Annotated in this window: 5 protein-coding genes and 3 pseudogenes; 3 read left to right on the top strand and 5 right to left on the bottom strand. The window is 43.2% G+C overall.

What is annotated here, in order from left to right; genetic code table 11:
• Window positions 1-845, top strand: a pseudogene (locus PSE7429_RS16210) (hypothetical protein); the annotation flags it as partial.
• Between the two features lie 8 nt (window positions 846-853).
• Here PSE7429_RS16210 and PSE7429_RS24550 read toward each other — a convergent pair.
• The 3 genes from PSE7429_RS24550 to PSE7429_RS16220 form a co-directional block, all read right to left on the bottom strand.
• On the bottom strand, window positions 854-1000 hold the full coding sequence (locus PSE7429_RS24550; RefSeq protein ID WP_009628351.1) for a hypothetical protein: 147 nt from the start codon (window positions 998-1000) through the stop codon (window positions 854-856).
• Window positions 1001-1020: 20 nt separating this feature from the next.
• Window positions 1021-2784, bottom strand: coding sequence for a hypothetical protein (locus PSE7429_RS16215; RefSeq protein WP_009628352.1), 1764 nt, complete (start codon window positions 2782-2784; stop codon window positions 1021-1023).
• A gap of 474 nt (window positions 2785-3258) precedes the next feature.
• On the bottom strand, window positions 3259-4062 hold the full coding sequence (locus PSE7429_RS16220; protein ID WP_009628353.1) for an HAD family hydrolase: 804 nt from the start codon (window positions 4060-4062) through the stop codon (window positions 3259-3261).
• A gap of 227 nt (window positions 4063-4289) precedes the next feature.
• On the opposite strand from PSE7429_RS16220, the gene PSE7429_RS16225 reads away from it, so the two are divergent.
• Window positions 4290-4505: a hypothetical protein gene (locus PSE7429_RS16225; protein WP_009628354.1), complete on the top strand. Its 216-nt coding sequence runs from the start codon at window positions 4290-4292 to the stop codon at window positions 4503-4505.
• 14 nt (window positions 4506-4519) lie between these two features.
• The gene (locus tag PSE7429_RS26755) at window positions 4520-7873 is read left to right on the top strand and encodes a hypothetical protein (RefSeq protein ID WP_009628355.1); all 3354 of its coding nucleotides are present in this window, start codon (window positions 4520-4522) and stop codon (window positions 7871-7873) included.
• Between the two features lie 95 nt (window positions 7874-7968).
• Here PSE7429_RS26755 and PSE7429_RS27780 read toward each other — a convergent pair.
• Window positions 7969-8148, bottom strand: a pseudogene (locus PSE7429_RS27780) (NF041680 family putative transposase); the annotation flags it as partial.
• Window positions 8149-8257: 109 nt separating this feature from the next.
• Window positions 8258-8438, bottom strand: a pseudogene (locus PSE7429_RS27785) (NF041680 family putative transposase); the annotation flags it as partial.
• Window positions 8439-8587 lie beyond the last annotated feature (149 nt).

Here is an 8587-nt window from a genome sequence, read left to right on the forward strand (position 1 = left end):
TCTCTGGTGCAGGCTTCAAGTCTTCCTTTTTCTTCTGGTGTCATTTGCTTGGACGGGTTAATTTATTTCTATTTTATCCCTCTTTTCTCCTAAGTATTTATACTCAGTGCCTAATTGAGATGCTCCCAACAACTAGTTACTGCACCAAACCTTCTTCAAATAGAAAGAACAGTAATAAATCATGCATATGCGTTCAAAAAACAACTCTTTTGGTTCATAATTTTTGCGGAATTGATGATAAATTTGCAATTGGACTAATTAATCAAGTTGTACGGTTATGTCAAGTTAAGACAACAGAAGTTTTTCATATACTAGACAACGATTTTAGAAGTGTAATTCAAGAATTAGTTAAAGAAAAGCCGATTTTGTTATGGAATGCTTTATCTAATTTCTTTGAAATTGGGACTCCATCAGAAATTTTTTATTTGGAAGAACTTGTTGGACACCTCCAATATACCGATGGAAAATCTCAAAATAATGCAGGTATAATATTTGGAGTCCCTGAAACCGAATATATCAATTGGGCTAAGAAAGACCCAAAAAAACGATTACGTTTCTTATGTAACTTTTATCCTATACTTGAGAAAAAAGATTCAGGTGAGAGTCAATGGCATCCAGCTTTAGTAAAACTGACCAATGAATTTGGTGAAATTGAAGAGTTTTGCGATGCTCTAGAATCCCGTCTACAATTATATAGAGCTGAAACTGCTAAGCTTGAAACATACTTAACACTATTCAAATCATGGCGCAAACACCCTAAAATGTCTCATTGGGTAAAAGACATGATTAATTCGGTAGAGCGTCAAATAGACAAAGAAAAAAAGAGAACTGGTGGAAATCCTTAATCTATACATCAAACTTCTATTTCTGCAATCTTGCGTAAAACTTGCCATGCCACCTCTAACTCACCCTGATTAACCAGAGGAGACACAACCTGAGACATTCCATATTGCTTACCCTCTAGCTTCACAAGCACAATATCATCACCATTTGTCAACATTGCAAAATTCGGACGATCAATCAGGGACTGGAGTTTGTCTGCCGATCGCGTTCTAGCTTTTCTAGTTCGGCTTGCAAGCTAGCAATTTCCGATGCAGATTTACTCTTACGAAAAATAGGCGTTTCTAGTAAAGTTCGCAGATAGCCTATCCTGCTTCCAATCGCTGATATAGGCTCAGATTTTGGTGGTTCATAGGGTCGCAAACAATCGGCATTAGCCGTGCGAGTAGATGGATTTTGGGAGATCGCGACCTTAGAAATTTCAGCTTTTGGCGAACTTAGCCTGCCATGTGTCTCGATCCACATCAGATCGCCACTTTTTTGTGACGACTTTGGCAAGTCCGTCGCGACCTGAAAATCAACGTCGGCAAATTTTGGCAATTCTTGCCCTCGCAGGGGCGTTTCAGAGGGGGGTAACGCTTTATATAGGGCTTTTTCTGTAACAGTCCTTTCTGTCTGGATTTCAGCTTGTTCGATCGGGGGGGCGATCGCTATGGGGGATGGGGCGGAATTGTTTGTATTTGTGCTGTTACGCGATTCGGTGAATTCTGGATGCCATAGCTGTTTATTGTCATATAGGGTTTCTACTGATACTTTTGCTATTTTGGCGATCGCTTGTGCCATCCCTCGGATTGTTTCTGGCATTTCTCCTGTTTTATTTAGCTCGTTTACGGTTGTTCGGATGCGTTCGAGTCTTTCTGCTTGTTTCTGGGATTTTTTGTTTTTTATATCTTCACTTTCGTCATTTGATTGTTCTTCCTTTTTGCTTCCCCAAGGGAAATGATGTTTCATACACCATTTGGCGATGTCTTTGGCTTTTTGTTCGAGTCTCTTGATATCGCCACAAAATTTAATAAATCCTGCGGCGGTTTTGGCGGTTTTGGTGATGTATTCAGCGATCGCTTCGTCTTCTTCACATCCTAAGAAGACTCGGGCGTATTTGCCCATTAGATATAACAGTTGGTTGGATTGTCCCTGTCCTGTCCATCCTTGTTGGATTTGCTGTTCTAAGTCTTCCCGCCATTTAATTAGTTTGCGGTTGTCTTTGGGTGGTTGATAGTTGGCTTTGGCTTCGGCGATCGCCTGTTTTAATAGGTCGATGTCTTGATGCTCTTGCACGGTCAGCCATGTTTCGACAAATTGATTTAGATCTCGTCCGATAATTTGGAGGTCGTTGTCGAGTTGGTAACTGCCTGTTTGCAGGGGCAGTCGATGTCCGTTGTATTCTGAGTCGTATTTTTTTGTATTCGGAAAGCTCTCGATTACTCCTGCGGCGATTTCGCAGTTGTTTTTTTGCAGGCAGCTTTTGATCGCGCAGGCGATGCCGAAACTGGGTACTTCTTGCCAGAGGGGATAGTAGATATGCAGTCCTTCGCTATGCGAACTCTGTACGATTAGCGGTCTGACTAGTCCTATGTCTTCTAGGGCTTGCAGTACGGTTTTAAATTTTTCGTGGTTGTTGCTGGGGTGGTAGGGGCTGCCTTTGTCTATGTCGAGGAGGGCGTATTCGGTTTGGTTGTCAAATCTTACGCCGATTAGCGTTTCGTTATCAGCCCAATAGTCGTACAGTCGCCTTCCTGTAATCGGATAGCGCGTTTCGGTTTTCCATTCTGGTTTACTCGTCCGATCTATATTTTTGGCATAGATAAAATTCCACGAATATGGGAAAAAGCTCGCAAAGGTTTGCGCTGCTAATTCTGTTGTGGTTAATGATTTTGGATCTAAGCCTTTGGTTGTGAATTTAAGATCGGAAGTATTACAAATACGATCTTCTTGGTAGGTCAAGCTGATTGACCTCCTTTTTGCTTGCCACAGGCGATCACTTCTCCGATCTGCTGTGGCAAGTCTCGCAAATATAAAAACATTTAGATTATCCTGATTGTATGGGTTGTAATGACTTCAACCAGGAAATAAACAGACTTTTTGAATTCAGTTCGACAATCAATTATTGACTTTTACAAATTATTTAAAAATTTGCAGCAAAAACTGTTGCTAATCTTGTATCTTGCGTTAAGATAAAAAGAAGCACTGAACAAAATTGCACTCTCAAAGCAACATCTGTCCATTCCTGGATATTGAATTTAATAGAACCTTCGGGTTTACAAAGAAGCTAGTGATTCGTCCCACTGGCTTTTTTGTGTTTGAAGGGGAAAACTAGGTAAGTAATCTCCTGTAGATAAAAAACTGCAATTTAAGCATACATCGATCACTCTAGATCTGATCTATAAAAGATCAAAAAAGATCAAAATTTTATTGTATTTATCCTGCATAGGATCGCCTCGTTTTCATACTGTTATCTGTGACACAATTTTTAAGCAATAGCATGGCTAACTCTTGGAAGCCAGCAAACTCAGGAGCCTGAGTAAAATATTTTGGTAAATACAGCATTTTGTCTTGATAATGGCGAACATTTGCTACGCCGACCGAGATGGGAAATTTGGTAGGATCGAACATTGCTTCATCATTGGGACTATCGCCAACAGTTAGCACTTGCTGTGAATTGATTTCAGGAAAATGAGTTTTGAGTACCATCTCTAAGCCAGTAGCTTTATCTTGGTGAGGTGGTTTGATATGACATTGGACATTGCTGTAAGTGAAACTCCAACCCATTTGCTGACATTGCGAAGAGATGGCTTGAATATCATCGGTTGATAAATCATTGACATCAAAAGTCCAATCAGTAATGCGGAATTGATTATCAGCAGAAGGATAAAGATGAGGAAATAGCTGCTTAATGTGATGAAAAGTATTTTCTAAGAGAATACGATGTCTAGATAGATTAGGAACCGAAGAGAGCAAATCTTGTTGACCATTGGGCTGTAAAAACAAACCACCATTTTCCGCGATCGCCCCAGCCACAGGTAAATAATTCACCAAAGCACTAACCCAACCCGCCGAACGACCAGTCACCAATAGGACTTTAATTCCTGCTGATTGTAAATCCAGAAGAGTCGAGATGAAATCAGAAGAGAATTTCCCATCTTGGGTAAGAGTGCCATCAACATCGGAAGCAATTAAACGAATGTCGGACAAATCAGCTTGATTGAGATTGAGCAGGGTCATACAGAAGAAATGAAACTACAACCAGAATACAGCTAACGGGAGACTATTGGAAAATCTAGCGATTCGCCGATGAAGCTAAAACTACCATAATGGAGTATTGACAATCCCAGAATTTGTACCAACAATATTCTCAAACACCAATCCAGAGAAATTGATAGAATATACTCTCTAGATTGTCAATTTCCGAAACCCATTGTATTCAATCCTAAGCATTTAAAGAGGAACCAATGAGAAACAATATTCAGTCCAAGATTGATGCAGGCTACACCTACGACGAACTGCTGAGCGAAGGACTAGCCAGCTTTGATGACATCGCCCGCTATGAATCACAGTATTCACTGTATGACGAAGATGCAGAACCAAAGCCCAAAAAGAAAAAAGTAAAACCGAAAACACAAGGAACTAAACCAAAAAAAGAAGTAGAAATTGACTTTGAATTCTAGCGAGAAATGACGAGATGGAATTTAGACAGATTGACCTGAAGACAGGGCAAGAGTTACCCTTGCCCGTGAAAACCGTCGAGCATAGCTACCTCGAACTGAAGATCGGGAAAGATATTGAGCCGAGTAAACTCGCTGTCGGTAAGATGTACGATGGCATCACCGAAAGAGACATCGAGCGACTGCAAGAACAAGACCTATATCTAATTCTTACCAATGGAAGAACCGCTTACTTTGGCGATCGCGCCATCGCCGAAAAGGTAAGCCAAGAAATCTTCACCAATCATAGCGATGCCGTCGCCTATGGCAGTTTGCCCGTCTCCGAAGCCAAGACATCCATATTTAAAGAGCGATCGCGAATCCTCATCATTGATGATGAAACCCTGAATAAAGACCTAGCCACAGGAATTTACCAAGCGGATTGGGGAAAGCAACCCATCACCCTTAGCAATGGCATCACTATTAGTGACAAAGCAATGGGAGCGATCGCCAGTAAACTGGGCGACTGCTATAGCCTGATCTCACCAGATCTCGCGACCCAACTGCAAGCCGAACCGAATCGTCCATTTCAATATCGTGCCGCCGTACCTGAGTGGCAGGGTGTCATCAAAGGAACCTGTCGAGCCAGTTTGCTCTGTCAAGCCCTAGAAGTTGATGGGATTATCGCCAAATCGAGCATCAAAGGCGACAACAAAACTACCACCACTGGAATCCATGAGATTAGCCTATTCTGGTCAAGGAAAGAAGATGCAAGATTCACCGAACAAAAGTTGGGAACCCAAGCATTAGTCTTCTTCCCAGAAGGAGTCCAAGCAGACGTACTCCCCAAGCTGAAAATCAAAGCCGAACGCCTCGCTGAAGCCCAATCCGACCCGCGCAAAGTAGCCCAACTGTATATCGAACGCCATGAAAAGCGTCTACAGCAGAGACAAGAGGAAGTCACAGATCGCGCTAACATTACCCAAATCATCGAGCCAGAACTAGCACTGGAACTGGGATTGAGCCCACAAGAAAACACAACAGCCAATGAAATTGACCGAGAGCCATTAAATTCCCCTAACGAAGAATACCAAGATTGGCTGTATGACATCCTCAAAACTGACCTGATTGAAGGCGGTCATTGCCAGATCTTAGAAATGGAAGACATCGCCAAACGACTGCGAGAATTCCTACAGAGCGAATGGCAAGAAGTCGCTACAGGAGGCGTTTACGTCCCCAGTGGCATTGCCCAACCCCACAACCAACTGCAAGAAGGCGAAGTCAGTTTTACAGGACTACCCGATGGATCTGAAGTTGCTATCTATCGCAGTCCCGTCGCCAATGCCGCCAACTTCGACGTATTTACGAATAACCTCACAGTTTTGCGCGAACTAGATCCCGAAGCCTATCGGCAGAGAGGAGTCTGCTACCTCAATCCCAACGATGCGAAACGACTAGTAATTGACTTTGATGGCGATCGCGTGGGGATTATTCCCAGCCAATTATCTCCCGAACAGCAAGCCAGTTCCCAGAAAATCATTGATCAGTATCCGACTCTAATCCAAGAAATTATCGACAAGAATCTGCCAGAGAACAAACCAATTCAAGTTGAAAAAGAAAAGAAGATTCCCCGCGATGCTGCCAATGGATTTGCCACCTTAGCCAGTGCAGCCGTTAATGCTGCCGATAATCCCACAGGAAGAGTTGCGAATCTGGGCATGAGGCTAGAAGCCTTGCGATGGGAAACGCAATATATCCCAGAATCTGAAAGACCTGAATACTTGCAAGACATTGGCAAACATTTCCAAAAGCTACTTGCCGAAGACAAAGATCCTAAGAAACCCTTTCGCATTCTCAATGACGCATGGAGGAATCAGATTGCCGAGATTACCCAAATCGCCAGTACCATCCCCAACCAACCCGAACCAGAAAAAGCGACTGCCGTAGCCCAAGGTTTAGCCAAAACCGAGAGACTGTTGTGGCAGTTAGAAAGCCTAGCCGCTGTGAATTTACAGCGTGCTGTCGATACGCCCAAAAGTGCCAGAAAAGTCAATGAAGATGAATTTCAATTCTGTCAGAAAGTCGCCAAATACAAACAGGTGGAATGGATAAAAGACAAAGACAATAGCTATGCCTATATCGGTGCTGAAGGCATCAAAACCAATACCCAAGACCCCGTTGGCTGGATGGTGGAACAAGCCAATCAAATTTATAAGGAATATAGTTTGATTGGCGATCGCAATTACAACCGATTTGACCATATCTTCCCCAAAGATAGCCATACCGCCGCAGATAGCGAATGGGCCAAGGGAATCGCCACGCACTACAACAAGCTCATCTCCGAAGCCGTCGCCAGTCGTAGTCGCCTAGAACATGAAGAAGGTATCGCCCTCACCGCTACTTCTAGCAAAGGTAACAAAATCGAAATCGTCAGTGCGATCGCTACCGACCCCGATGGCGAGTCGCCAATTTGGGAGATAGCAAGGAAAGGAGAAACCGTCGATATCCAGATGGCAAAGAATAAGGACTGGAAGACCGAAAAACAATATCCTTACAAAGCTGTCGCCCTAATCGATCGGGACAAAATTGACGTGGGATTGATCTCGCCAGCCACCTTAGCCGCCTATGGGAAAACCATTGAAACAGGTAAAATCTTCGGCAACCTGAAACTAGAATTCCAACTGGGAATCTCCAAAAATGACGTTGACGACAAATTTGCCGCCGCCGAGAAATATCTAGAAACCCAACGCGATGCAATTCCAGAATCCGAACGCGAACGCCGAGCTGCCGCACTATGGCATAACAACAACCGCGCGATCGCGGGCAAAATGTTTACGGAAGTCGTAGCCAACCGATTACAAGAATTACAGGTAGAAAAAATCAAAGTAATTGGCTTGCAGTATGAAACCAACGAACTCAAAGATCGACAATGGCAACCCCATGAATCCCTAAATTGCAGGATAGCGATCGAAGCCAATCCTCAAAGTCCTATCTATGACAAGAGAGTAATTCAAGTCCAAACAGGCGACCAATGGAAAAATATGGGTGTTGTCCACAATGACGCAGCCTATATGCCCATTGGTAGTCAGTTCATCGCAAATATCCATATTTCCGCCAGCAAGAAAGATGCAGACTTAGCGATCGACAGAAGTACACTCAAACTTCCTGAAATATGGCACGGACTATCACCAGAACGAGTCAAAGAAGTAGTCAACCTTGATGCCATTGTGCCGCAATTAAAGGAGGCGATCGCCAAGGCTGTTGCCAACCAACCGACCATAACCGAATTTGTGGCAAAACTTACTGAGGAGAACGTTGGACTAAAAGCCCAAGTGCAGACAAGAGGGAGAATTAACGGGATTACCTATCTCTACGACTGGAGTTTAGACTAAGTTGATTAAGCTAATCAGAAAAAGAGCAGGAAAAAGTAACCCAGAGAATGGAGAACTGGGCAAATCCAAGAGAATGAAAAGGAGAATATTTAGGATTAGGAATTAAGGATGTCTTTGTTGACCTTTTTGGGACGAGAAGCGCGTTTTTTGATGATAGGAAAGCGAGGATAAGGATCGCGCTTGCGCCCAGATTTCCAACCAAGAGACTTACCACGAGGTTTCGGAGAACAAGCAGGAGAGCCGATCCTGACTAAAAGTGCGGCAAAGCCCTGACTGGAGTTTAGACTAAGTTGATTAAGCTAATCAGAAAAAGAGCAGGAAAAAGTAACCCAGAGAATGGAGAACTGGGCAAATCCAAGAGAATGAAAAGGAGAATATTTAGGATTAGGAATTAAGGATGTCTTTGTTGACCTTTTTGGGACGAGAAGCGTCGTTTTTTGATGATAGGAAAGCGAGGATAAGGATCGCGCTTGCGCCCAGATTTCCAACCAAGAGACTTACCACGAGGTTTCGGAGAACAAGCAGGAGAGCCGATCCTGACTAAAAGTGCGGCAAAGCCCTGACTGGAGTTTAGACTAAGTTGATTAAGCTAATCAGAAAAAGAGCAGGAAAAGTAACCCAGAGAATGGAGAACTGGGCAAATCCAAGAGAATGAAAAGGAGAATATTTAGGATTAGGAATTAAGGATGTCTTTGTTGACCTTTTTGGGACGAG

Source organism: Pseudanabaena biceps PCC 7429 (genome assembly GCF_000332215.1).
Classification (GTDB): domain Bacteria; phylum Cyanobacteriota; class Cyanobacteriia; order Pseudanabaenales; family Pseudanabaenaceae; genus Pseudanabaena; species Pseudanabaena biceps.

Excerpts from the sequence above, each read along its gene's own strand:
- PSE7429_RS16225 (WP_009628354.1), top strand. The coding sequence starts at position 4,290 with ATGAGAAACAATATTCAGTCCAAGATTGATGCAGGCTACACCTACGAC.
- PSE7429_RS16220 (WP_009628353.1), bottom strand. The coding sequence starts at position 4,062 with ATGACCCTGCTCAATCTCAATCAAGCTGATTTGTCCGACATTCGTTTA.
- PSE7429_RS26755 (WP_009628355.1), top strand. The coding sequence starts at position 4,520 with ATGGAATTTAGACAGATTGACCTGAAGACAGGGCAAGAGTTACCCTTG.
- PSE7429_RS24550 (WP_009628351.1), bottom strand. The coding sequence starts at position 1,000 with ATGTTGACAAATGGTGATGATATTGTGCTTGTGAAGCTAGAGGGTAAG.